The 24586-nt window shown below is 57.2% G+C and carries 29 protein-coding genes; 25 read left to right on the top strand and 4 right to left on the bottom strand.

Annotated features, from left to right (window positions below; all coding sequences use genetic code 11):
• Positions 1 to 10 precede the first annotated feature (10 nt).
• From rpsQ to rplQ, 19 genes are all read left to right on the top strand, one after another.
• Positions 11 to 274 (top strand): 30S ribosomal protein S17, encoded by a 264-nt coding sequence (gene rpsQ / locus FD02_RS09110; protein ID WP_056951869.1) that lies wholly within the window; start codon positions 11 to 13, stop codon positions 272 to 274.
• Between the two features lie 31 nt (positions 275 to 305).
• Positions 306 to 674: a 50S ribosomal protein L14 gene (gene rplN / locus FD02_RS09105; RefSeq protein ID WP_054722410.1), complete on the top strand. Its 369-nt coding sequence runs from the start codon at positions 306 to 308 to the stop codon at positions 672 to 674.
• 27 nt (positions 675 to 701) lie between these two features.
• Positions 702 to 1013, top strand: coding sequence for a 50S ribosomal protein L24 (rplX, locus tag FD02_RS09100; RefSeq protein WP_054722412.1), 312 nt, complete (start codon positions 702 to 704; stop codon positions 1011 to 1013).
• A gap of 23 nt (positions 1014 to 1036) precedes the next feature.
• Entirely contained in the window at positions 1037 to 1579 is a 543-nt protein-coding gene (gene rplE, locus FD02_RS09095; RefSeq protein WP_054722414.1) for a 50S ribosomal protein L5, read from the top strand.
• Positions 1580 to 1593: 14 nt separating this feature from the next.
• On the top strand, positions 1594 to 1779 hold the full coding sequence (locus FD02_RS11100; RefSeq protein ID WP_082603370.1) for a type Z 30S ribosomal protein S14: 186 nt from the start codon (positions 1594 to 1596) through the stop codon (positions 1777 to 1779).
• Between the two features lie 30 nt (positions 1780 to 1809).
• A complete protein-coding gene (rpsH, locus tag FD02_RS09090) occupies positions 1810 to 2208 on the top strand; it encodes a 30S ribosomal protein S8 (RefSeq protein WP_054722416.1) in 399 nt (132 codons plus the stop codon).
• Positions 2209 to 2236: 28 nt separating this feature from the next.
• Entirely contained in the window at positions 2237 to 2767 is a 531-nt protein-coding gene (rplF, locus tag FD02_RS09085; protein WP_054722418.1) for a 50S ribosomal protein L6, read from the top strand.
• Positions 2768 to 2801: 34 nt separating this feature from the next.
• On the top strand, positions 2802 to 3167 hold the full coding sequence (rplR, locus tag FD02_RS09080) for a 50S ribosomal protein L18 (protein WP_054722421.1): 366 nt from the start codon (positions 2802 to 2804) through the stop codon (positions 3165 to 3167).
• A 22-nt stretch (positions 3168 to 3189) separates the two neighbouring features.
• Positions 3190 to 3693, top strand: coding sequence for a 30S ribosomal protein S5 (gene rpsE, locus FD02_RS09075; RefSeq protein ID WP_054722423.1), 504 nt, complete (start codon positions 3190 to 3192; stop codon positions 3691 to 3693).
• A gap of 13 nt (positions 3694 to 3706) precedes the next feature.
• Positions 3707 to 3892 (top strand): 50S ribosomal protein L30, encoded by a 186-nt coding sequence (rpmD, locus tag FD02_RS09070; RefSeq protein ID WP_054722425.1) that lies wholly within the window; start codon positions 3707 to 3709, stop codon positions 3890 to 3892.
• Positions 3893 to 3919: 27 nt separating this feature from the next.
• Complete coding sequence (gene rplO, locus FD02_RS09065) at positions 3920 to 4360, top strand: 50S ribosomal protein L15 (protein WP_054722427.1); 441 nt, start codon at positions 3920 to 3922, stop codon at positions 4358 to 4360.
• Positions 4360 to 5673, top strand: coding sequence for a preprotein translocase subunit SecY (gene secY, locus FD02_RS09060; protein WP_054722429.1), 1314 nt, complete (start codon positions 4360 to 4362; stop codon positions 5671 to 5673). The genes rplO and secY overlap by 1 nt, the downstream gene beginning before the upstream one ends.
• A 23-nt stretch (positions 5674 to 5696) precedes the next feature.
• Positions 5697 to 6350 carry an adenylate kinase gene (locus FD02_RS09055; protein ID WP_054722431.1) on the top strand — a complete coding sequence of 218 codons (654 nt, stop codon included), beginning with the start codon at positions 5697 to 5699 and terminating at the stop codon, positions 6348 to 6350.
• A 132-nt stretch (positions 6351 to 6482) separates the two neighbouring features.
• On the top strand, positions 6483 to 6701 hold the full coding sequence (infA, locus tag FD02_RS09050; protein ID WP_054717703.1) for a translation initiation factor IF-1: 219 nt from the start codon (positions 6483 to 6485) through the stop codon (positions 6699 to 6701).
• A 51-nt stretch (positions 6702 to 6752) separates the two neighbouring features.
• Entirely contained in the window at positions 6753 to 6869 is a 117-nt protein-coding gene (rpmJ, locus tag FD02_RS11095; protein ID WP_003567518.1) for a 50S ribosomal protein L36, read from the top strand.
• Between the two features lie 28 nt (positions 6870 to 6897).
• Positions 6898 to 7263 (top strand): 30S ribosomal protein S13, encoded by a 366-nt coding sequence (gene rpsM, locus FD02_RS09045; RefSeq protein WP_054722433.1) that lies wholly within the window; start codon positions 6898 to 6900, stop codon positions 7261 to 7263.
• An 18-nt stretch (positions 7264 to 7281) separates the two neighbouring features.
• A complete protein-coding gene (gene rpsK, locus FD02_RS09040) occupies positions 7282 to 7671 on the top strand; it encodes a 30S ribosomal protein S11 (protein ID WP_056951868.1) in 390 nt (129 codons plus the stop codon).
• Positions 7672 to 7736: 65 nt separating this feature from the next.
• Positions 7737 to 8675, top strand: a complete 939-nt coding sequence (locus FD02_RS09035) for a DNA-directed RNA polymerase subunit alpha (protein WP_054722437.1) — start codon at positions 7737 to 7739, stop codon at positions 8673 to 8675.
• Positions 8676 to 8698: 23 nt separating this feature from the next.
• Positions 8699 to 9079, top strand: coding sequence for a 50S ribosomal protein L17 (gene rplQ / locus FD02_RS09030; RefSeq protein ID WP_056951866.1), 381 nt, complete (start codon positions 8699 to 8701; stop codon positions 9077 to 9079).
• A 563-nt stretch (positions 9080 to 9642) separates the two neighbouring features.
• Here the strand turns inward: rplQ and FD02_RS09025 are convergent.
• Positions 9643 to 11022, bottom strand: coding sequence for an MFS transporter (locus FD02_RS09025; RefSeq protein WP_056951864.1), 1380 nt, complete (start codon positions 11020 to 11022; stop codon positions 9643 to 9645).
• Complete coding sequence (locus FD02_RS11380) at positions 11019 to 11195, bottom strand: hypothetical protein (protein WP_175265128.1); 177 nt, start codon at positions 11193 to 11195, stop codon at positions 11019 to 11021. Before FD02_RS11380 ends, FD02_RS09025 begins: the two co-directional genes overlap by 4 nt.
• Before the next feature lie 124 nt (positions 11196 to 11319).
• Here FD02_RS11380 and FD02_RS09020 point away from each other — a divergent pair, with 124 nt between their 5' ends.
• The 4 genes from FD02_RS09020 (at position 11320) to FD02_RS09005 (ending at position 19803) form a co-directional block, all read left to right on the top strand.
• A complete protein-coding gene (locus FD02_RS09020; protein WP_054722441.1) occupies positions 11320 to 12858 on the top strand; it encodes a multicopper oxidase family protein in 1539 nt (512 codons plus the stop codon).
• Positions 12859 to 12969: 111 nt separating this feature from the next.
• Positions 12970 to 13878: a helix-turn-helix domain-containing protein gene (locus FD02_RS09015; RefSeq protein WP_056951860.1), complete on the top strand. Its 909-nt coding sequence runs from the start codon at positions 12970 to 12972 to the stop codon at positions 13876 to 13878.
• Positions 13875 to 14762 carry a hypothetical protein gene (locus FD02_RS09010; protein WP_056951858.1) on the top strand — a complete coding sequence of 296 codons (888 nt, stop codon included), beginning with the start codon at positions 13875 to 13877 and terminating at the stop codon, positions 14760 to 14762. Before FD02_RS09015 ends, FD02_RS09010 begins: the two co-directional genes overlap by 4 nt.
• Before the next feature lie 103 nt (positions 14763 to 14865).
• Positions 14866 to 19803, top strand: a complete 4938-nt coding sequence (locus tag FD02_RS09005; protein WP_056951856.1) for a MucBP domain-containing protein — start codon at positions 14866 to 14868, stop codon at positions 19801 to 19803.
• 51 nt (positions 19804 to 19854) lie between these two features.
• On the opposite strand, the gene FD02_RS09000 is transcribed toward FD02_RS09005, so the two are convergent.
• Together FD02_RS09000 and FD02_RS08995 are read right to left on the bottom strand one after the other, a co-directional pair.
• Positions 19855 to 20301, bottom strand: coding sequence for a MarR family winged helix-turn-helix transcriptional regulator (locus FD02_RS09000; RefSeq protein WP_056951854.1), 447 nt, complete (start codon positions 20299 to 20301; stop codon positions 19855 to 19857).
• Positions 20302 to 20313: 12 nt separating this feature from the next.
• Positions 20314 to 22947: a YhgE/Pip family protein gene (locus FD02_RS08995; protein ID WP_056951852.1), complete on the bottom strand. Its 2634-nt coding sequence runs from the start codon at positions 22945 to 22947 to the stop codon at positions 20314 to 20316.
• Between the two features lie 261 nt (positions 22948 to 23208).
• On the opposite strand from FD02_RS08995, the gene FD02_RS08990 reads away from it, so the two are divergent.
• Positions 23209 to 23847: a nitroreductase family protein gene (locus tag FD02_RS08990; RefSeq protein ID WP_054722492.1), complete on the top strand. Its 639-nt coding sequence runs from the start codon at positions 23209 to 23211 to the stop codon at positions 23845 to 23847.
• 87 nt (positions 23848 to 23934) lie between these two features.
• Positions 23935 to 24576, top strand: a complete 642-nt coding sequence (locus FD02_RS08985; RefSeq protein WP_054722494.1) for an SDR family oxidoreductase — start codon at positions 23935 to 23937, stop codon at positions 24574 to 24576.
• Positions 24577 to 24586 lie beyond the last annotated feature (10 nt).

Below are 24586 nucleotides of genomic sequence, written 5' to 3'. Positions count from 1 at the left end.
GAGAATCACCTTGGAAGAACGTAATCATCGTAAAGTTTATCAAGGCCGCGTGGTCTCTGACAAAATGGATAAGACCATCACTGTAGAAGTCGCTACCACCAAGACGCATCCTGTCTATGGCAAGCGTGTGAAGTACTCCAAGAAGTACTATGTGCATGATGAAGACAACACCGCTAGCGTTGGCGACCTCGTGCAGATCATGGAAACTCGTCCTTTGTCACGCAATAAGCGCTTCCGTTTATTGAGCATTGTCGAAAAGGCAGTCCGTGTCTAACAAATCGTAGTGACGAAAGGAGGACCAACCCGTGATTCAACAAGAAAGTCGTCTTAAAGTAGCGGATAACTCCGGCGCCCGCGAATTACTGGTGATCAAAGTGCTTGGGGGCTCGTACCGCAAGACTGGGAACATCGGTGACGTCGTTGTGGCAACCGTAAAACAAGCTACACCAGGTGGCGTTGTCAAGAAGGCTGATGTCGTGAAGGCTGTCATCGTGCGCACCAAGTTTGGTACGCACCGGACTGACGGTTCATACATCAAGTTCGACGAAAACGCCGCTGTCATCATCAACGCAGACAAGAGCCCACGGGGCACTCGTATCTTCGGACCAGTGGCGCGTGAATTGCGTGACGGCGATTTCATGAAGATCGTCTCCTTGGCGCCCGAAGTCCTGTAACCGAAGCGAATAGGAGGTGCGCAATTTATGAATATCAAGACTGGTGATAAAGTGCGAGTCATGCGCGGCAAAGATGCCGGCAAGGAAGGCACTGTAACCAAGATCCTGAAGAAGTCTGACAAAGTCATTGTGTCCGGCATCAACATGATCAAGAAACACCAAAAGCCAAACAACGCCAACCCACAAGGTGGCATTATCGACCAGGAAGCCGCAATTCACGTGTCCAACGTGATGTTGCTCGATCCTGAAACCAACAAGCCAACCCGGATCAGCAAAACCGTCGAAGACGGCAAGAAGGTCCGCGTGGCCAAGAAGTCCGGCAAAGCGCTGGCTAACTAATAAGGAAGGGAGGACATAAATTCATGACGAACCGTTTATTAGATCGTTACACGAAAGAAATCGCGCCAAGCATGATGAGCAAGTTCAACTTCACGAGCCCAATGCAGGTGCCGAAGATCGAAAAAATCGTGCTGAACATGGGTGTCGGTGACGCAACGCAAAACGCCAAGAACCTTGACGAAGCCGTTGAAGAGCTGAGCCTGATTTCCGGTCAGCAGCCGCTGATCACCAAGGCCAAGAAGTCCATTGCGAACTTCCGCCTGCGTGAAGGCATGCCAATTGGCGCCAAGGTCACCCTGCGTGGCGAGCGCATGTATGACTTCCTCGACAAGCTGATCAACGTCTCCCTTCCCCGGGTCCGTGATTTTCACGGGATTTCCGCTAAGTCCTTTGATGGCCGCGGGAACTACACGCTCGGTGTTAAGGAACAACTGATCTTCCCCGAAGTTGATTACGATAAGGTTAATCACGTGCGCGGGTTGGATGTTGTGATCGTGACGACAGCGAATACTGATGAAGAAGCTCTCGAATTGCTCACGCAAGTCGGGATGCCATTCGCCAAATAAAGGGGGTCCACTACTTGGCTAAGAAGTCTATGATCGTTAAAAACAGTCGGCCTGCAAAGTACAAGGTGCAGGAATATACGCGTTGCCAACGTTGTGGCCGGCCACATTCCGTTTACCGGAAGTTCAAACTCTGCCGGATTTGCCTTCGTGAATTAGCCCATGCCGGCCAAATTCCTGGTATGAAAAAGGCTAGCTGGTAAATCACTACCCAGTCAAAGGAGGTTAAATCAATGGTCCTGACCGATCCAATCGCAGATTACCTGACTCGGATCCGTAACGCCAACATGGTGCGTCACGAATCCCTCATCGTACCTGCATCTAAGATGAAGAAAGACATTTCCGAGATCCTCAAGCGCGAAGGCTTCATCCGTGACTACGAAGTCATCGATGACGACAAGCAAGGCGTGATCCGGATCTTCCTGAAGTACGGGAAGAACAACGAACGCGTGATTTCCGGCTTGAAGCGGATTTCCAAGCCTGGTTTGCGTTCCTACGTGAAGAGCGACGCTGTGCCAAAGGTCTTAAACGGCCTCGGTATCGCCATCATCTCCACGTCCGAAGGTGTGATCACCGACAAGGAAGCACGCGCAAAGAATGTTGGCGGCGAAGTGCTCGCCTACATCTGGTAATCATCCACAATAAAGGAGGTGCCCACAAGTGAGTCGTATTGGTAATAAAGTGATCACTGTCCCAGCTGGCGTTACGGTCAGCCAAGACGGCGAAAACATCACTGTAAAAGGGCCAAAGGGCGAATTAACCCGCCACTTTGCCCCAGAAATTAAGATGAGTCAAGAAGGCAGCGAAATCACGATGACGCGCCCGGATGATTCCTACAAGGCCATCCACGGGACGTCCCGCGCTAACCTGAACAACATGATCATCGGCGTGACCGAAGGGTTCACAAAGAAGTTGACGTTAGTTGGGGTTGGTTATCGTGCCGCTAAGCAAGGCACGAACCTGGTGTTGAACGTTGGTTACTCTCACCCAGTTGAGATGCCAGCGCCTAAGGGCATCGAAATCGATGTCCCAAGCAACACTGAGATCAACATCAGCGGCATTTCGAAGCAGAAGGTTGGCGAATTTGCCGCCGATGTCCGTGCCGTTCGTTCCCCAGAACCTTATAAGGGTAAGGGGATCCGTTACGTTGACGAATACGTCCGGCGTAAGGAAGGTAAGACTGGGAAGTAATCCTAGTTTTCGTTAATCAAGTCAAAAACAAGAGGTGAACATTGTGATTTCTAAGCCAGATAAGAATAAAACTCGGCAACGGCGTCACGCCCGCGTACGAGGGAAGATTTCTGGTACGAGCGAGCGCCCACGCTTAAACATTTTCCGTTCCAACAAAAACATCTACGCGCAAGTAATTGATGACGTAGCGGGTGTGACGCTAGCAAGTGCCTCCACTCTTGATAAAGAAGTAACGGGTTCCACGAAGACCGAGCAAGCCGCAAGCGTCGGGGCATTAGTTGCCCAACGCGCCGTTGCTGCCGGTCAAAAGGTAGTTGTGTTTGACCGTGGTGGGTACCTCTATCATGGTCGCGTGCAGGCTTTAGCAGAAGCAGCACGTGAAAACGGCCTTGAATTCTAATACAAAGGAGGAATACCCACACATGGCATCGTACATTGATCCAAACCAATTGGACTTAGAAGACCGCGTTGTCGCGATCAACCGGGTCACCAAAGTTGTTAAGGGTGGCCGGCGCCTGCGTTTCGCCGCTATCGCCATCGTTGGTGACAAGCATGGTCACGTCGGCTTCGGGACCGGTAAGGCCCAAGAAGTGCCAGAAGCCATCCGCAAAGCGGTTGACGACGCACAAAAGAACTTGATCGAAGTGCCGATCGTTGGCACGACGATTCCTCATGAAGTGATCGGTCACTTCGGCGCTGGTGAAGTTTTACTGAAGCCAGCCGTTGAAGGGTCCGGGGTGGCAGCTGGTGGCGCCGTTCGTGCCGTCATGGAATTAGCCGGCATCGTTGACGTGACCAGCAAGTCGCTTGGCCGCAACACGCCGATTAACATGATTCGCGCGACGATGGCAGGCCTTGAACAACTCAAGACCAAAGAAGCCGTCGCCGAACTGCGGGGCATTTCTGCTACGCAGCTGCAAGACTAGGAGGGAGTACACAATGGCTCAATTAAAGATTACTTTGACCCGGAGTGCTGCTCACCGCTTGCCTAAGCAACGTAAAATTGTGAAGGAATTCGGTCTTGGCCGGGTTAACAGCACTGTTGTTAAGCCGGACAACGCAGCGACTCGTGGCGTTATCGCGCTTATTTCTCACTTGGTTTCCGTTGAAGAGATCAAGGACTAATTCACTGATAAGGAGGTGTCTCACAGTATGAAGTTGCATGAATTAAAACCATCCGCGGGTTCCCGCTCGAATGCGAAGCGTGTCGGCCGTGGTACTTCTAGCGGCACAGGTAAAACCGCTGGTAAGGGCCAAAAGGGTCAACTGGCTCGCCAAGGCGGCAAGACTCGGCTGGGCTTCGAAGGTGGCCAGATGCCACTGTTCCGGCGCATGCCGAAGCGCGGCTTTAACAACATCAACCGGAAAGTCTACGCTGTTGTTAACATCAGCGACTTGAACCGGTTTGAAGACGGTACTGAAGTGAACGCAGCATTGCTCGTTGAGTCCGGCTTAGTTAAGAAGGAATTGGCTGGCATCAAGCTGCTTGCTAACGGGACGCTGGACAAGAAGCTGACCATCAAGGTGGCCAAGGCTTCGGCAGCTGCTCAAGCAGCAGTCACTGCAGCAGGCGGTTCGATTGAGGTGATCTAATGCTGAAAACCCTCAAAAACGCATTCAAAGTTAAAGAGATTCGCAATAAGATCCTATTTACTTTAGGCGTTTTGCTGGTTTATCGGTTAGGGGCGCAAATCTCTGTTCCGGGCATCAACGCGCACGCGCTGACGCAAATTAGCAAAACGGGGTTAATCCCGTTGCTGGATACCGTGAGCGGTGGGGGGCTTTCTAATTATTCGATCTTCTCAATGGGGGTTTCACCATATATCACCGCGCAGATCATCATTCAACTGCTGCAAATGGACATTGTCCCGAAGTTTGTTGAATGGGGTAAGCAAGGGGAAGTGGGTCGGCGTAAGCTGAACCAAGTCACCCGCTATTTGACCATTGCCTTGGGCTTTTTCCAGGCGATTGGGATTACCGCGGGGTTCCAAACCCTCAGTGCCATGAAGCTGGTGACCGCGCCAACTTGGGAAACCTACGTCACCATCGGGATTATCCTGACCGGTGGCACGATGCTGTTGACCTGGATGGGTGAGCAAATCACCGATAAAGGGATCGGCAATGGGGTGTCGATGATCATCTTCGCTGGGATCATCGCGCGCCTGCCAAGTGGGTTTTACGAGTTATACCGCGACAACATCACGAACAACACCGCCAGCGACCGCTGGCAGGGTTGGTTGTTCCTGATCGCGTTGCTCGTCATCATCGTCTTGGTCGTGACCTTCGTGACTTACGTGCAACAGGCGAACCTCAAGGTGCCGATTCAATACACGCGGCGCGTTGCCGCGTCTGGCACGCAAAGTTACCTGCCGTTAAAGGTGAACGTGGCCGGCGTTATCCCGGTAATCTTCGCCAGTTCCTTGATCGTGACGCCGCAAACTATTTTGATGGCGTTCCAAGGGACCCACAGCGGTGACACGTGGTATCAGGTCATGAACGAAATCTTCAGCATGCAAACCACGACCGGCGTTGTGGTTTACACCGTCTTAATCGTCTTGTTCACGTTCTTCTACGCCTTCGTTCAGGTCAACCCTGAAAAAGTCGCCGAGAACCTGACCAAGCAAGGCAGCTACATCGTTGGCGTGTGGCCCGGTAAGGAAACGGAAAAGTACCTTTCTTCCGTCTTGATCCGGTTGTCCACGGTCGGGGCTTTGTTCCTTGGCCTGATCGCCTTGCTGCCACAACTTGCCAGTAACCTCTGGGGCCTGCCGCAAAGCATCGGCCTCGGCGGCACCAGCCTGTTGATCGTCGTCATGACGGCCATCGAACTGGTTCGACAGTTGGACGGGTTGTTGATGAAGCGCGAATATGTCGGCTTCATCCGCGACGACCTGATTCGTGACTAAGCTGACCGAAAGGGTGAAGAACTGTGAATTTGATTTTAATGGGGTTACCCGGTGCCGGTAAGGGCACGCAGGCCGAACGCATCGAAGCCGCTTTTCCCATCGTGCACATCAGCACTGGCGACATGTTCCGCGCGGCGATGGCCGCCGGCACACCGCTTGGGCTGAAGGCCAAATCCTTCATGGATGCCGGTTCGCTGGTGCCAGATGATGTCACCAATGGCATCGTCAAGGACCGCTTGAGCGAAAGCGACACCGATGCGGGCTACATGCTCGACGGTTTTCCGCGCACCATCGCGCAAGCCGAAGCGCTCGAAACGATTACCGCCGACCTGCACAAGCCGGTTGACGCGGTGATCAACATCGACGTTGAACCGAGCGTCTTGGTGGATCGCCTGTCTGGGCGGTACATCTGCAAGACCTGTGGCGCAACCTACCACAAACTTTATCACCCGACCAAGGTGGCGGGGACGTGTGATCGGTGCGGCGGACACGACTTCTTCCAACGTGAAGATGACAAGCCCGAAACCGTCAAGAACCGCCTCAAGGTCAATCTCGAAATGAATACGCCGCTACTTGATTTCTATGAACAGCGGCACCTGTTGCACAATGTCAACGGCGACCAGGACATCGACCTGGTTTTCGCTGCCATTCAACAGATTCTCACCACGCTCGCCTGACGCCCGAGGCCCGGCGTGGCCGGGACTTCTCAAAGTTACGCAATTATGGTACAATATCGCGGTATGTGCGGTGAGTGCCCTAGGCCTCACCCTTTTCTCGCGTGACACCAGATAAATTTTAGGAGGAAACTCGTGGCAAAAGACGACGTCATCGAAATTCAAGGCACCGTGGTGGATACGTTACCCAACGCGATGTTTAAAGTCGAGCTTGAAAACGGCGCGACGATTTTGGCTCATGTGTCTGGCAAGATTCGGATGCACTACATCCGCATTCTGCCTGGCGATCGGGTCACGGTAGAACTTTCACCGTATGATCTGACCAAGGGCCGGATCACCTACCGCTTCAAGTAACGCGTTGAATCTGCGGACCCACTGGGTTCGGATATATAGGAGGCATCACTCATGAAAGTACGTCCATCTGTTAAAAAGATGTGTGAGCACTGCAAGGTTGTCCGCCGCAAGGGCCGCGTGATGATCATTTGCTCTGCCAACCCAAAGCATAAGCAACGCCAAGGATAATCACTAAACTACAATAGGAGGTGTCAACATGGTTCGTATCGCAGGTGTGGACTTGCCACGTGGTAAGCAAATCGTCATTGCCCTGACCTACATTTTCGGGATTGGCAATACCACTGCAAAAAAGATCTTGGCTGAAGCCGGTGTTCCGGAAAACGTTCGCCAAGACGACCTGACTCCAGATCAGGAAGACAAGATTCGCGCAGCCGTCGACAACTATAAAGTTGAAGGCGACCTGCGCCGTGAAGTCAGCCTGAACATCAAGCGGCTTCAAGAAATCGGTTCTTATCGAGGCATCCGTCATCGTAAGGGCCTTCCAGTTCGCGGTCAAAATACCAAGAACAACGCTCGGACGCGCAAGGGTAAGAAGATTACCATTGCCGGCAAGAAGAAATAAATAAAGGAGGTTTAATCGATGGCAGGAAGAAAGACAACTCGTAAGCGTCGTGTTCGCAAGAACGTCGAAGCCGGTGTGGCACATATCCACTCCACGTTCAACAACACCCTGGTTATGATTACTGATCCTCGTGGTAACGCGATTGCCTGGTCCAGTGCAGGTGCACTTGGGTTCAAGGGTAGCCGTAAGAGTACCCCGTTTGCTGCGCAAATGGCTGCTGAAGCCGCTGCGAAGGAATCCATGGAACATGGCATGAAGTCCGTTGAAGTGGCCGTTAAGGGCCCAGGCTCCGGCCGTGAAGCCGCGATCCGTTCCCTTCAGGCGACTGGCCTTGAAGTAACGGCAATCCGCGACGTGACCCCTGTGCCACATAACGGTTCCCGTCCGCCAAAGCGTCGTCGTGTTTAATTGTTTACCCCCACTAGGTCGGTTAGACAAAACTTCACTTCTCGCTTTGAAAGGGGTACAGATGTATGATCGAATTTGAAAAGCCAAACATCACCAAAGTTGATGAAAGCACCAACTACGGTAAGTTTGTCGTGGAACCACTCGAACGTGGCTATGGGACGACGTTAGGTAACTCGTTGCGGCGGATCCTGTTGTCTAGTTTGCCAGGTGCCGCGGTCTCAAGCATCCAAATCGATGGCGTACTCCATGAGTTCTCCACGATCGACGGCGTGCTCGAAGACGTCACGCAGATCATCCTCAACATCAAGAAGCTCTCGTTGAAGAGCCATTCGGATGATGACCGGGCGATTGAAATCGACGTTGAAGGTCCGGCAACGGTCACCGCTGCTGACATTACCACTGATAGCGACGTTGAGGTGCTTAACCCTGAACAGTACATTTGTACCGTTGCAGAAGGCGGCCACTTCCACGTTCGCATGACGGTGCGCAAGGGTCGCGGTTATGTCGCTGCGGATCAAAACAAGCGCGACGATATGCCGATTGGCGTGTTGGCCATCGACTCGATTTTTACCCCGATCAGTCGGGTGAATTATCAAGTTGAAAGCACTCGCGTCGGCCGGCGCAACGACTTCGACAAGCTGACGTTAGATGTTTGGACGAACGGCTCGATCTCCCCACGTGAGGCGATCAGCTTGGCCGCCAAGATTCTGACTGAACACTTGGATATTTTCGTGAACTTAACCGACGAGGCGAAGAACGCGGAAATCATGGTCGAAAAGGAAGAGACCCATAAGGAAAAGATGCTCGAGATGACCATCGAAGAGCTCGACTTATCCGTGCGGTCCTATAACTGCTTGAAGCGTGCTGGCATCAACACGGTTCAGGAACTGACCAACAAGACAGAAGCCGATATGATGAAAGTCCGCAACCTCGGCCGGAAATCACTTGAAGAAGTGAAAAATAAGTTATCCGACTTGGGCTTGAGCTTGCGTAAAGAAGACTAAATTAAAAAGGAGGCCAACAGTCCATGAGTTACCGGAAATTAGGGCGTACCAGCTCTCAACGTAAGGCATTACTGCGTGATCTGACCACCGATCTGCTCGTTAAGGAGCGCATCGTGACCACTGAAGCACGTGCCAAGGAAATCCGTTCCACGACGGATAAGATGATTAGCCTGGGTAAGCGCGGCGACTTGCATGCCCGGCGTCAAGCCGCAGCATTCCTGCGCAACACGATTGCCAGCATCAAGGAAGTCGACGATGGCGTCGAAGTCCAGAATGCTTTGCAGAAGTTGTTCAGCGACATTGCCCCGCGTTATGCGGAACGCAATGGTGGCTACACGCGGATCCTGAAGACGGCACCTCGGCGCGGCGATGCTGCACCAATGGTGATCATCGAACTGGTTTAATCCACGGCACCATTTAACAAAACCGAATTGGCCCACCGGGTCGATTCACTTTGATCATTTGATCGATGGAGCGTTACGATGTTGGCTACCTTCGTGGTAGGGGGCAACCCCAGGCGTCAGCCTGCCGAGTCTAGCTTGAGAGCACCGGGTAACCGGTGTCTCCATCTCAAATGATTTTTTTGTGTCTTCAAGTGGCTTCGACCCTGTTCACAACGTGTGGACACGAGTCACGAACCGTGAACAAAAACCGGGTTATGCCCAGGGTGTTCTTTAACTAAAAATAGGCCCACAAACGCTGTGATATCGGCGTTTGTGGGCCTTTGCTTGCACTTGGGCTGGCGTGTGTGGTGCACGCCAATGGTGAATGGTTCAGCTCCACAGTGTATGCAACGTTTGAGCGCGTGTCGCCGGCGAGAAAAGCGCGGCTCCCACCATGTGCCCCATCGGCTAGCGCGCGAAAAGAACAGGGTGGGCATTAAACCATAATATGCAGGATTTCACGCGGAGTTGAATGAATTCTCAAAGCGTTGTCATCGCGCATTTTTTGCCGGCTTTAATCCGCCCTACCTGGGCGCATTCGCTGGCGCTGATGCTTGGGGGAGGCGAATGGCGAGCAGCCAACCGACGACGCCCACAGCGGCGAAGGCCAAGAACGTGGCGCGGAACCCGGCCAAGGCGCTACCGGTGGCGGCTTGCACCTGACTCAGAATCAACGTGGCCACGGCGACCCCGGTGGATCCCAGGAGCTGGCGCACCGTGGTGGTCACCGCGGTGCCGTCTGGGATCAACTCGTGTGGCAAGGCGTTGGCGCCAGCGGTCACCGCCGGCATCATGACAAAGGCGTTGCCGGCTTCGGTGATCATGGCCCCAATGATGGCCAGCCACAGCGGTAGGTGGCCCACCAAGAGTCCCAGTAGCAAGAAGCCGATGACGATGAGGCTCATGCCGATGGTGGCCACGGGCCGGGCGCCGAGGCGATCAAGCAGCCGTCCGGCGCGGGGGTTCAACAGGGACAACCCCACCGCAGCCGGGACCAGCGACAGACCGGACACCAGCGGCGACACGTGTAGCACCGTTTGAAAATATAAGGGCATGACGATGGTGGTGACGATCAGGCCGATGTAGGAAATCCCGGTGAGGAGCACCGACTGGGTGAAGACGCCGGTGGCAAAGACGCGCAGTTGCAGCAGCGGCTTGGTAGCGTGCAGCTGCCGCCAGACAAACCACCCGCCGGCGAGCACGGCGACCACCAGCAGGCCAATTAGCGGCGGCGTGAGCCCGCCGTTCGTGGCTGCAGACAACACGTACAGCAGCGCCGGAAAACTCGCCACCAGTACGGCGGACGGCCAGTCGAAGCGACTGGGGGCCAGCGTCATCACGTCGGTAATGGTGCGCCCAGACGCGATCAATACGCCGAGCGCCACCAGAATGAACAAGGTGAATAGCGCGCGCCAGGAGAACCAGGTCAACAACACGCCGGAGATGATTGGGCCCACGGCTAACGCCGAGCCCATGACCAACCCGGCGATGCCCATGGTGGCGCCGCGGTGAGCGGCGTCGGTGATGGTGAGCAGCACCGTCTGGTAGCTAGGAAAAATGACACCGACCGCCACGGCTTCGAGCAGCCGGCCAATCATCAACAACGTGAAGCTTGGCGCCCAGATGCATAAGGCGGTGCCCACGGCGAAGGTGGCGACGACGCCTTGAAACAGGCGTTTAAAGCCGACGTTGGCCAGCAACCACGGCGACACGGGAATCATCAGGCTCATCACCAGCATGAACCCGGTGGTTAGCCAGGCCACCGTGCTGGCCGGCAGGTTGAAGTCGCGCATGAACGCCGGGTAGGCGGTGCTCAACGCAGACTGCGAAATCGACATTGAAAACGTCCCGGTGAGTAACGTCGCGGTAAAGGCGCGCCGGTTGATTGTGACCGCGGCGCTCATTTGCGCGCCTCACCATGCGCGTAGCAGCCGTGCAGACTCCACAGCGAGTCCCCCAGCATGATGAAGGCCATCAGGTACATGGCCGCCATGTTGTGCATGGTCGCAACCAGCCCGATCAACACCAGATTCAGGGCCACCATGACCCACGCGACAGTTTTGGACATTGTGTTCATTTGACTCCACTCCTTATTCGGAAAATGAAATATTTCCTTGGTTTAGTGCGCCCTAACCTTAACACAAACAAGAACCAGTGTTAAACTAGAACTGTTATAAAATAGCGTGACATGGAGGTTACTCATGACGAAACCTATTTATACCGATTACTTCTTCGATGAACCTGCCTATAACACCCACGATGGCGGCTACGTGCCGCTGGAACGGCCGGCGGTGCCCGCCAAGCCGCTGGCGATTCCAGCGTTGCTCAAGCCCGACCGCGAAACGGCCACCGATGTTTACTACACCGTAACGGCGCAGGCCGGGGAGACGCAGATCTTGCCCGGCGCCAAGACCAAGACCTGGGGCTATAACGCCAGCGTGCTGGGGCAAACCATCGTCTTTCCGGTGGGTAAGCACATCCACGTCACCTTGCAAAACCACCTGCCCGAGTTGACCACGTTCCACTGGCACGGCTTGATTGTCAGCGGCCCGTATGTGGACGGTGGCTGTCACGCGCCGGTGTACCCCGGCGAAGAGAAGCATATCGACTTCACGCTTGACCAACCCGCCGCGACGACTTGGCTACACGCGCATCCGTGCCCGTCGACGGCCGAGCAGGTGTGGCACGGCCTGGCGACGATGGTGCTGGTCACCGATGCGCACAGCGCCAGCCTGCCGCTACCCCATGAATATGGCGTCGACGATATCCCGTTAGTCTTGCAGGATCGCCGCTTCCACGAGGATAACCAGCTGGACTATCACGCCGATTACGATCCCGATGGCGTGCAAGGCCCAACGGCGGTGATCAACGGCACGGTGAACCCGTATTTTGACGTCACCACGCAAAAACTGCGGCTGCGGCTGCTGGACGGCGCCAACCGCCGCGAGTGGCGGTTGCACTTCAGCGATGATTTGCCGTTCACCCAGATTGCTGGCGACACCAGCCTATTGCCGACGCCGGTCACCATGACCAAGCTGATGCTGACTTGTGCGGAGCGGGCGGAAATCGTCGTCGACTTTAAGGGCCGCCAGCCCGGCGACAAGGTCACCTTGTTTGCCGATGACGTGCCAATCGTTGAGTTCCGCATTCACGCGTTTCAACCAGACAATACCGCATTGCCGGAGCACCTCTTCACGGTGTCGGCCCCGACGGTCGATCCGGCGTTGCCGGTGCGCAAGGTCGTGATGAGCGGCATGGACGAGCAGGTGATGCTCGACGGCAAGAAGTTTAACATGCAGCGCATCGACGCCAAGCAGCCGGTAGGGCAAGCCGAGTACTGGGACATCACCAACACCAACGAGATGCACGGCGGCATGGTGCATCCCTTCCACATGCACGGCACCTCGTTTCTGGTGATCAGCCGCAACGGCCACGCGCCGTACCCGAATGAAACTGGGTTCAAGGACACGGTCGGGGTCAACCCGGGCGAAACCGTGCGGCTGTTGGTCAAGTTTGATTTGCCAGGCGTCTACATGTACCATTGCCACATCATCGAGCACGAAGACGGTGGGATGATGGCGCAGATTCAAACCTATGAGCCGGGCAAGCCGTTACCCAAGTACAAGCTGATGGACATGGACACGTTGATGAACGCCTTTGCCAAGGAGCGCGGCATCAAGCCAAGCGAGTTGTGGATGGCGGGCATGGAATCTTACGAGAAAATGGGTATGAAGATGTAGCCTTCGTGTCGAAGCGGTCGGGCGGTGCCTGGCCGCTTTTTTGTTGTCGGCGAATATTGGTGGTCGAGGTGGCATTAGGCTGGTATGATACCGGTAATAGGAGGTGAGTGGATGATTGCGTCAGGTCAGGTGATCAAAACGTTTCGCCAGCTGCGCGGGGCGACGCCGAAGCAGGTGTACGATGGCATCATGTCGCGCACCAACTATGCGCGGTTTGAGCGCGGCACCATCGACACGGGCACCGAGAATCTCTACTTGATGTTGCGACGGCTCAACGTCAGCCTGCGCGAATGGTACTACACCTTGCAGCAGGCGGATGAAGCGCAGGCGGCGCTGCTGCGGCAACTGGATGTCTTGGTGGCACAAGGTACGCAAGAAGAGGCGCCCGAACCGTTTCGCCAGGCGGCCAAGTTAACCAGCGACGCCAATGCGCGCTGGCATTTGCCGGGGATGCAGCATCGGCGTTGGTTGTATTTGGCGTATGCCGCGTTTTACGCTCAGCAGCAAGACGTGAACCAGCCCAACGCGTGGTTAGCCAAGCTGGTGACTCTGCTCACCGAAGCGGAAAGCTGGTCCACCGGTGATATCGAGATGCTGTACAATTTGTTGGAAATCGCGCCGCCGGCCACGGCGTTGCAGCTCATTCGCCGGTACTTGGCGCTGATCCAACAGTCGCCGGAGCTGTTGCGCTACGGGTTCATCGCGCCAGGCGACGTGCTCAACGAAGGCATGGTGGCTGCCGTGCGCCAACGCGATTGGGCCATTTTCCAGGCCTTGCTTGACGAGTTTAACCGCCTGCAAATGACGGAATGTCACCCGGCGCCGTTGGTGTTTCGGCGCGTGTGCAACTTGTTTGCGGCTGCGCACACCGGCGATGAGGCGGCCTTGGCGCAACTGCCGGCGGTGCTGACGTTATTGACCACGCTAGATTTGCCGCGGCTGCGTGACGCGTTGACCGAGCAAATTGAGGCGTTGCGCGCGTGGTTAACCCCAGGCGTCAGGTTGGGAGGGGCATCATGAACGAGTTAGGCCCGGCCATCAAACGCCTGCGCGAGTGGCGCGGCTATGCGCCTAAGCAATTGTATGACGGGGTGATGTCGCGCACGAACTACGCGCGGTTTGAACGCGGCATCATCGATACCTCCAGCAGTCACCTGATTGTGTTCTTGCGCCGGCTGGCGCCGACGCTGCGCAACTGGCGGCAACTGGACGCCGCCATGTTGCCGGCGGGCACTGAGGCGCCAGGGGCAGGCGTGGCCCGCCTGCGCCGCCAGCAGGCCGGCGGCAGTCAGTACCAGGCCTTAGCCGCCGTGCTGGCCGCCGACTATCGCCACACCCGCGACCCGGCTCGGCAGCGCGAGCAGTGGCTGGCGCTGGCCTGGGCGCAGCGGCTGAACGAGCCGACGGCGGCCAACCCGTGGCGGCAGCGGTTATTGACCGATTTGTTCCAGCAGTCGCGCTGGTTTGAGGCCGATTTTCAGCTGGCAGACGCCTTGTTTCCGCTGCTGGATGCGCCGACGACTTGGCGGCTAGCCCTACGCGACCTGGCCGCGCGCTCGGACAATTCGGTGGCGGCGTTGAGTAATATCGGGGCCATCCCCACCGGTGACTTATTCGTGAGCTGGTTTGACCGGGCGATTGCCGAGCGCGACTGGCCGGTGTACCAGGCGTTGCTGGCGGCGTTTAACCAGCAGGATTTCAATGAATGGGTGATGCTGCCGCGGGTGATGCGCCACATCTATAACGCCTTTGCGCAAGCGGCCGCCGGCGACCGCCAAACCGTCGCGGCGTTGCCGACCATGATGCAGGCGGTGGCGGCGCTGGGGGAGCCGGCGCTAAGTGCCCCCGCCGAGGCGACCAGCGCAGCGCTGACGGCGTGGTTGCTGCCGGCAACCAACAGTTAATCGAAGCGACGAAAAGCGGGCAGATATGCCCGCTTTTCTGTTGCCCTCTGGATTCTTCGTATACTGCAGGTATGGGAGTGCGAAGTCTGAGGAGGAGTCGATCATGACGAAATTAACCACACAACGCACGGAGCGGATCAAACTTTATAAGGCAGGTAAGCTGTGGCTGGCGGCTGGCTTGGGGACGTTGGTGGTGGGGGCCGCCGCGTTCAGCCAACCAAAGGCCGTTTTGGCGGATGACACCGCCCAAACCACCACCACGACAGCCACCACGCAGGCCAATCACGTGGCCTTGCAGGCTGCGGCGGCGCAACCAACGGGCCACCCGCCTGTCAAAGGCGAGGCGGGGACGGAACAGCCGAGCCTGGCCTTGTATGCCGGGGACCAAACGGTGACCTACACGGCGACGTATCCGGATGATACCACGACTGGTAATCCCAGCGTCACCCAAGACGGCGGCAAGGGCAATCAGGCGTTTCAAGCGGCCTTTGCCATGAAGGCCGGGGATGTGGCGACGATTTTTGTCCCGGATGCCTTAAGCGGCTTGCAGGCGGACGACAAGGCCCAGCAGCTGCACGTGGTGATGACCAAAACGACGCAAAACGGCCTCAGCGGGACGCTGTTCACCTTCACCGCCGCCGAAGACGGGGTGATGGGGCCGACGTTTAGCTTCAGAAAACTAACCGCACCCACCGACCTGTTGACCGCGCACACCGAGAGCTACCCCGTGACCTTGGCCATCAACGGCGAGCAGCAGGCGACGCTGAATTACCAAAACGTGGTGAAGATCGCGCACAAGCATGACACCACCACCCAGCAAACCGTCACGGTGCCGGCCAAGCAAAGTGCGTTGACCCTGGACCAAAACCAGCGTGGGCACGCCAACCTCGTGACGAATCAGCAGTATGTCTATGGGGTGGGGCTCACGAATGAGGACCATGCCGCCCCGCTGTATCTCGGCGCCGGGGAAAACGTGAACGCGTCTGGCAGCATCACGGTGCCGGCGGGGTTTGTCCTCGATGGATCCGGGTTGGTCGCTGAAGACAACCGGGCCGTTGGCGGCGGGATGGCCACACTGGCGGGTGACGAAAATGCGCCGCGCACCGATGATCAGTTGTTGACCCAAACGGGCACGACCTTAACCTTAACGAACGTCGCCTTGCCAGTGAACCAAAACTGGAATGCCATCACCACCTTGATGTTTTGGGGCCACTATACCCAGCCGCTGAGCGCCGAGGCCAATCAATTTACCGTTGATCTGACCTATGCCCAGAAGCAAGCCGAGCGGGCGACCACCGTCACCCAGCCGGATGGGTCGACCACGACGACCCACTATTTGGTGCAGCTCATGCCCACCACGGTGACCGCGGCCATCGCCAAGCCCGTCGCCACGACGCCGGTGGCCACCAGTAGTTTTGGCACCGCCGCCGTCATGGATGTGATGGTGGCTGGACAGCCGGTGACCGCCGTGTACAAGGACGGCCTGGACGCCAACCAAACGATGGCGTCGCAGGACAAGGACCGCATCAACCAGCCCGCCTCCGGCCAACTTGACGCCGGCTACCTCAACACCGGCAACATCGCCCAGCAAAACGCCACGCTGACCTTCGACTATCACGGCGTCAAGGCCGTGCAGTTCACGCTAACTGCCGGCGATTTTGCCAAGCTCACGAGCCTGACAGCCACCTATACGGATGGCACGACGGTGACCAGCGCGCCGGGCCAGGCGTATCTTGGGCTAGATGGGACCAAAGGCGTCGCCACCATCGTCGCCAAGTACGCGACGATTCCTGCGGGCCAAAAGCTCGCGGCCGTGCTTACCAGCAATGGCTGGGCCGACACGCCGCAAGCGCCTGGGACCAGTTTTGACTATAGCGTCAGCTACGTTTCCGATCAGCAGCCCACCGCGTTGACCAAGGCGATTCCCGTGCTGGTGCTGCCATACACGGAGAAGGCCTATGGAGTCGACGTCGACGGCTGGTCGAACAGCAACGGCAAACTGGTGCACATCGGCGCCGACGTTAGCGCCGGTGTGGTGCTGAACCCCGCTTACGCCGGTAAAATCGGGCGGTACGCCTTCACGGTACCGAACAACTTCGCCTTCGATTTGGCCAGCAGCACGGTGACCTTTACCGAAAACGGCCAAGACACGTCGGCACCGCTGGTCAAGTACACCACGCTGCTTGGTCCGGTCGGCCCGAATGGCGAGCTGGTGTATACCCTCGACTTTAGTGATGTGGTGGCCAGCAAGGGTGTGGTCAACCTGGCGCTGACCGTCAAGCAAGACGCCTTACCGGGGAAAATGAACTTTAGCGATTGGTTCGTCCAATACGACGATCCAACCTATACCGCCGACTTCATCACGCGCCATCAGGCCACCATCGGCGGGCAAGCCGTCACGCTTAGCGGCACCGCCTTGCCGCTGACCCCGGAGATTCTGATCCCGGGCCTGTTTGAAAACCGCAACGGCATCGATGACCGCATGACTCCCGATGTGACCTACCTGCGCTACGATGCCGCCAATGGCGCGGCGACCACCGCGCATTTTCTCAAGGCACCGACGAGCAGCGCGACGGCGAGCCTGGACACCAGCACCATGCGCTTGGTGACCATCAATTCCTTCACCGAGGCCTCACCATGGACGCAAAACTTGGTCGTGCTACCGCGTAAGGCCAATGGCGATGCGTTTGACCTCGTGCTTGCCGACGCCGGCAGCATCACCAGCGACTCCACCGATACCGGCGAGCTGCTGTATGCCACCACCGTGCCGACGATTGGCGACGGCCAGCTGGTCCTTACCGACTTTGTGCCGGCCGAGCAAATCAACGATTGGTCCCAAGTCAGAAGCGTCATCCTCACCACTGGGCAACTCGGTGCCAATACCGCAGTAGCCGCCATTTTACCGATTCAGGTGACAGGCATTACTGGGGCCGACGATGGGGCAACGGTGACCTTTGCCTCGACGTTCAAGGGCGTCGATCGCACCGGCAACGTCGCCACGAATGTGCAAACGATGGCCGCCACGGTGATTGCCGCGCAAACCGTCACGGTGCGCTACGTCGCCCAGGCGGACGATGGCACCCAAACGGACATCATTCAACCGCAAACCACCGAGTACCACGTCGGGGATGATTACACCACCAGCGCCTTGCCGACGAATTTGATTCCGGCGGGCTACGCGCTGGTGGCCACGCCGGCAAACGCCAGTGGCGTCGTCGGCGATGCGCCAATCACCGTCACCTATGTCTACGCCAACCCGCAGGCACCAGTCACGACGACGCAAACCAAGGTGGTTCACCAAACAATCGTGTACCAGTTTGCCGATCACACAACAGCGGCGCCGAGTCAAACTGACACAGTCACCTTTACGCGCAGCGTCACCCGGTCCAGCAATGGCGGGGCGGTCATCAGCACGACGCCTTGGCAGTCAACGGCCACCACTTTTGCCGCCAAGCCATCCCCAACCCTGGCCGGGTATCAGCCTGACGTGGCCACGGTGCCGGCGGTGAGCGATTTGACCGTGTACAGCCCTGACCAATACGTCGTGGTCACATACCGGCCGCTGACAGGCACCGTGCCGGACGTGACCGCCGCCGCGTTACACATCGTCCTACAAGATGAGCACGGTAACGCGCTAGGCGGCGATGACCTGCAAAGCGCTATCGGCAACGCGTTTTCGTACGCGGCCCCAACGCTAGGCGGCTACACCTACCGCGACGCCATGCTGCCGGATGGTACGACGACCACGGTCAGCACGTTCACCGGCACGCTGACGGCGCCGACGCAAACCTTGACGCTGATCTACCGGCAAAACGCCGGCCAAGTGCCGACGGAAACGGCGGCAACGCTGCACATTGTCCTACAAGATGAGCACGGCAACGCGCTGGGCAGTGACGACTTGCAGGCGTTTATCGGCAATGCGTATGCGTACGCGGCCCTAACGCTAGGCGGCTACACCTACCGCGACGCCACGCTGCCGGATGGCACGACGACCACAGCCAGCACGTTCACCGGCACGCTGACGGCGCCGGCGCAGACCTTGACGCTAATCTACCGGCAAAACGCCGGGGAAGTACCGACGGAAACGCCGGCAACTTTACACATCGTTCTGCAAGATGAACACGGTAATGCTTTGGGCAGTGACGACCTGCAAAGCGCTATCGGCAACGCGTATTCGTACGCGGCCCCGACGCTAGGCGGCTACACCTATCGCGACGCGACGCTACCGGATGACACGCTGACCGCGGCCAGCACGTTCATCGGCACCCTGACGGCGCCTGCACAGACCTTAACGCTGATCTACCAGCAAAACGCTGGGGAAGTACCAGCGGAGACGCCGGCGACGCTGCACATCGTTCTGCAGGATGAGCACGGCAACGCTTTGGGCACCGATGACCTGCGAAGCGCGATCGGCAACGCGTATTCCTACGCGGCCCCGACGCTGGGCGGCTACACCTATCGCGACGCCACACTGCCGGATGGTACGACGACCGCGGCCAGCACGTTCACCGGCACGTTGACGGCGCCAACCCAGACCTTGACGCTGATCTACCGGCAAAACGCCGGGGAAGTGCCTACAGAGACGCCGGCGACGCTGCACATCGTTTTGCAGGATGAGCACGGCAACTTACTGGGGAAGAATGAACTTGAAGGCGCCATTGGCAACGGGTATCACTACGTCGCCCCGACCCTTGATGGGTATGCCTATCGTGATGCGACGCTACCGGATGGCGCCACCACCCTGGCGCGCGCCTTCACCGGCACGCTCACGCTACCGGACCAGACACTGGTGCTGACTTATGTGAAGCACCAGCCCTCTACACCGAGCCAACCAGGGACGCCGACGACGCCAACGCAGCCGACCTCGACGCCAGAAGCGACACCGGGCTCACCAACGGCCGCGCCACAGCCTGCACCGGCCACAGGCAAAACGTTGCCGACGACCGGCGACCTCAGCGGGCAAACCGCCATGGTCAGTGGTATGCTTCTGCTGGCCCTAATCGGCGGCACCGCGGCATGGCACCGCAAGCGTCAAGCCTAACCGTGAACCAAAACAAGGCACCAGCGAATTTTCGCTGGTGCCTTGTTGGCGTTATTGGGGAAACTCTTTGGCGATAATATGCTCGCCGACGCGCCCCATGATGCGTAGCAACTCGCGGGTGTCGGCCTCACCGAGAATCTCCACCCAGCCGTAAAACCGTTTGTGAATCGTGGTGTTCAGCCGGTGGGTGACGATGGCTCCGTGATTAGTCAAGCGCAAGTGGTAGCGCCGGTGGTCCGTGGTGTCGCGTTCCTGGGTGATGACGCCGCGCTCCAGCAGCTGCTTCAGCTGCCGGGAAACGGCTGCGTTGGTGACGCGGCGTTTGCGCGCGATGGCCGACAGGTTCAACTCGTGGCCGGCGTCCAGGTCGCGCATGATCATGAATTGTTCAAAGGACAATTTGTCGGCCTTCATCGGTGCCGAAATCAAATCGCCGATGTACTTAAAGGCGGTAAAGTAAACGTCGATATAAGCGTCGAGCAAGTCACCATCTGCCATCGCGGGCCTCCGTTAGTCTGTTGGGGAAGTGGTAGATTGGGGATCACGCAGTTTGGCGGCGGGGAGCATCAACGCGAGGCTCAGCAAGGCGACCACCACCAGCAACATGACGCTGATGGCGACGGTATCGCCGGCAATCCCGCCGGAAATGGCATCCCGGTAGCCGTTAATGGCGTAGGTCATCGGCAGGAACTTCTGCGTGCTTTCATACAGCGGGCTGATGGTTTCGGCCGGGAATAAGCCGCCGGATCCGCTGAGCGTCAACAGCCCTAACGCGATGAAAATGCCGACGCGGTTAAAGGCGATGTTGAGCATTTGCGTGAGGTACATCGCCGATAGCGCAAAGAGAATCGTAATGGCGTAAAAGGCGCCAACGTGGGCCACCGGTAAGTGGCTGATGAGGATGATCAAGGTTGCCTCGGTGAACCCGGCGGCCACGGCCACCAGCGTGCCCATCAGGACCTTGCCGCCGAGCCATTGCAACAACGACTGGTCGTCTGCGTCCTTGCGCTTCATCGGATAAGCAAAGTTGAAGATGATGATCGCGATGAACAGGGCCAAGGCGAGCACATAAGGGGCCAGCGCCGCGCCATAGTTTTTCACCGTGGTGTACTTCAGTTGGACGTCCTTAGACGGCGCGGCAAACATCTTGGCGGTGAGCTTCGTCAGCTTCGTGGCGGACAGCTGTTGATAGCCATCGGCCAAGCCGGTGGCCAGTTGGTCCGTGCCGTCGTTGAGCTTGGCGTTGTTGGCCGTGAGCTTCGTCGTTCCGTCCTTCAGCTGGGTCACGCCGCTCGCCAGTGTCGGCACCTTGCCGTTGAGCTGGTTCAAGCCGGTGGCGAGCTGGCCGGATCCCGTATACAACTGGGAGACGCCAGAGGTCAGCGCCGGGACGTTACCTTGCAGTTGGTTCAACCCGCCGGCCAATTGCGTGGAGCCGGTGTAGAGTTGGTTGACGCCAGAAGTTAATGCCGGGACCTTCGAGTTAAGTTGATTGAGACCGGCTTGTAATTGGGTGATAGCCTGGCTCAGACTCGGTGTGCCGGTTTTCTTCGACACGTTAACTGCGTCGTTGAGTTGAGCCATGCCGACAACCAACTTATTGACGGCGTCTGCATACGCCTCGTGACCGCTGGTTTTTGAATTACTCAGTTCGTTGTTCAAGTTCGTGAGGTTCTCGTCGAACAAGGCAACAGCTTTTTGGAGCCCGAGCGGGGTACCATTCGCTTGAGTGTCTGTTCGCGTGATGCTGGTCTTGGCAAACTTCAGGTAGTTCTTAGTGGTAGCGTAAGCATCGGCGTTCGCCGTTTTTTCTTGGGTGTAGGCGGTCTTGAATTCCTCGAGCGCCTTTTTTGCCGCCGCATCGCCGGTCGCGGATACGGCTGTTTCGAGCGCGGTAAGCTTCTGATCTGCCGCGGCGGTAGTGGTACGTTGGGCGTTCTCGTAGTGAATGAGTGGCCATACCTGAGAGTCTGCAGTAATCCCGAGCTGGGCCATATCGTCCGCGGTCATTCCGGCAACGCTAGGTTTAACTGGAATGTCGAATTGTAAGAAGACCTTGTTAATCAGACTTGCTTGGTGATCCACTGCTGCGCGTAACGTCACCATGCCAGCCTGGAGCTGACTCACCGCAGTCGGCAACGGCGGGGCAGTGAACGTGGTTTCATCTACAGTATTTTCTGCTTGCCGATTCTCCAAGGTGTAATGCTTCAACAGTTTAATGCCATCGTTGAGTTGCTTAATTCCGTTGGCAAGCGTGCCGGGTTTGCCGCTGCCGGTGATTTTCGCGGAGAGCTGGTTGGCGCCGTCACTGAGCTTGCCAACACCACTGGCTAGGGCAGGCGTCTGGTTCTTCAGTTGTCCTAGTCCGGTTTGCAGCTGGCCGCCGCCGTTGTTCAACTGGTTGACGCCGCTGGCCAAGGTCGGCACCTGACTGTAGAGCGTACCAAGCCCAGCGTTGAGCTGATTGCCCCCGGTAGCGAGTTGCTGAACGCCGGAGGAAAGCGCGGGTACGTTGGCGTTGAGCTGGCTGAGGCCGTCGTCGACCTGCGTGACGCCATCGGTGTACTGGCCGACGCCATCCTTCAGTTGAGCCGAGCCGTCCGCGGCGGTTTTGAGCTGCGTGCCCATGCCGTTGATCTTGGCGAAGAGCTGATTCAAAAAGGCGGTGGTGACCTTTTCCTTGATTTGGCTGTTCAGCTTATCTGCCCCGACTTGGCTGATAATCTCAGAAACATAGTTCAGCGAGCCGTTGGTTTGGTAGGTGAGCTTCATCTGCTTGGGGTGGGCGTTAAGCGCCGTTGCCGCGTGCGCGGAGAAGTTCTTGGGAATCGTGACGACGGTGTAGTAGTCGTTGTTCTTCATCCCGGCCTTCGCCTTGGCGGCAGAAACGAAGTGCCACTCGAGCTGGTCGTCGTTGCGCAGGTTGTGCACTGTGTCGGCGCCGGCGGTAATTTTCGTGCCTTGAAGCTCCGCGGGCTGGTCGAGGTTGACGACGGCGACGGGAATCTTGCCGGTGTTACCGTAAGGATCCCAGGCGCTGGTCAGAAAACAAAACGAGTAGAAAAATGGAATCAGGATAATCGCGACCATCGTCAGCATTAACCCCTTATGCTGAGTCAAGGTGGAGAATTCTTTTCGAATCATGTGGTGTCCACTCCTTCAAAGTCGGCGGTGCAAACAATTGCATGCCCTATATTGTTAATGCCATTTAGCACATGCCGTAAATATCCGCTCTTTGCCAAAATTTGTCAAGCAAAACGGTGCGCAGCCTGGCGCAAATGACATCCGCATCCGGATACTTTGGGCCAGAAACGACACCTGAGAACCTGTTTGTTGATTCACGAAGTCGCCCGGAAGCACTATAATGAAGGCGGATACAAAATTGACCGTGAAGGAGTGTTGATAATGTCAATCGTCAACAATGATTTTACTGATGTGATGACGAACCGCCATTCGATTCGCCAGTTCGACCCGAGTGTGACCATCGATCATGATGAGGTGAAGGCGATGATCAAGGAGGCGACCACCGCGCCGTCTGCCTGCAATCTGCAATCGTGGCACTTTGTTGTCATCGATACACCAGCCGCTAAGGAAAAGTTGAAGGAAGCGGCGATGAAGTTCAATTATCCACAAATTGATACCGCCAGCACGATTATTTACATCGCCGGGGATACGCAATCGCACAAGGTTTATCGCGAATTGTGGAATAAGGTTTACGAAGCCGGCGACATCACGAAAGAAAAGCTGGAATCGATTTTTAATACCTTCCTGCCCCTGTATGAGCATGCCGATCGCAACTTCTTGACCTTGGACGCCACCCTGGATGGCGCCATGGTCGGGATGCAGTTGTTGTTGGCCGCGCGGGCGCATGGCTATGAGGCTAACCCGTGGTCGGGCTACGACTTCAAGAAGATCCTCCCGGCGGTTGGCCTGGATCCGGCGCGCTACGTCCCGGTGATGGCCGTGTCTATCGGCAAGCCGGCGGAAAAGCCGATTGCCAGTCCGCGTTACGATGTGGATCAGCTCATTGAATTTCGTGACTAGTCCCATGACCTCGGCCTAACCGCCGAGGTTTTTTTGGCACCGGCGCACACTTACGCTTATAATGAGTAAGGAGAGAAGGGGTAACACATGACAAATGTATTGATTTTAGGTGCCCACGGGCAAATCGCGCGGTTAGCCACTAGCCAGTTGTTGCAGGAAACCGACCACCACTTGCGGTTATTTCTGCGGCAGCCTGAACGGCTCACAATCACCGACCAGGCCCGCGAGGAAGTCGTCGACGGGGATGTCCTCGATTCGGCGGCCTTGACCAAGGCCATGGCCGGGATCGATGTCGTTTACGCCAACTTGGGTAATGCCAAAATCGAAGCGCAGGCTAAAAGCGTCGTTGCGGCGATGACCAAAGCCGGCGTCAAGCGCCTGATTTGGATTTCGACGCTGGGAATTTACGACGAGGTGCCCGGCGCGTTTGGCCAATGGAACCACCAGATGCTGGATGGCGGCTACCTCGAGACCTACGCCGCGGCAGCCAAGGTGATTGAACAAAGCGGCTTGGCGTACACGATTATTCGCCCGGCGTGGCTCAGTAACGCCGACACGGTCAGCTACGAGTTGACGCAAAAAGGTGAGCCGTTCAAGGGCACCGAGGTGTCGCGCAAGAGTATCGCGGATTTGGTCGTGAAGCTGATCAACGATCCGCAGCAGCACATCGGCGAATCGCTTGGGGTGAACCAGCCAGGCACAGACGGCGATAAGCCATCGTTTTACTAGTATCAAAAAG

Origin of the sequence: Lacticaseibacillus nasuensis JCM 17158 (assembly GCF_001434705.1) — a bacterium.
Taxonomy (GTDB): domain Bacteria; phylum Bacillota; class Bacilli; order Lactobacillales; family Lactobacillaceae; genus Lacticaseibacillus; species Lacticaseibacillus nasuensis.
Note: the sequence above shows the minus strand (reverse complement) of the source record. Positions and strands in the feature narration are given on the sequence as shown.